General features: G+C 43.1%; 1 pseudogene. It reads left to right on the forward strand.

Going from position 1 to position 211, the window contains the following annotated elements:
- Nucleotides 1-211, forward strand: a pseudogene (locus JUI58_RS16145) (IS200/IS605 family accessory protein TnpB-related protein); the annotation flags it as partial.

The raw sequence follows: 211 nt of genomic DNA on the forward strand, positions 1-211 counted from the left end.
GCATTAGTGGTCAACAAAAGAACCTGTCAGCTTTCCATGCCTGTAAAGATTAAAAAAGTCGAAAGAGAGGAATCAGAATATGTTTGTAGCGTAGACTTAGGGATTAACAATGCGGCAACAGCAGCTATAGTTGGTGCGGACGGTACTGTAAAAGCACGGAAATTTATCAATCCGGCTAGAGACATAGACCGTCGCAATCGACGTAGGATGA

The organism is Spirulina sp. CCY15215 (assembly GCF_016888125.1).
In the GTDB taxonomy this organism is placed as follows: Bacteria; Cyanobacteriota; Cyanobacteriia; order Cyanobacteriales; family Spirulinaceae; genus CCY15215.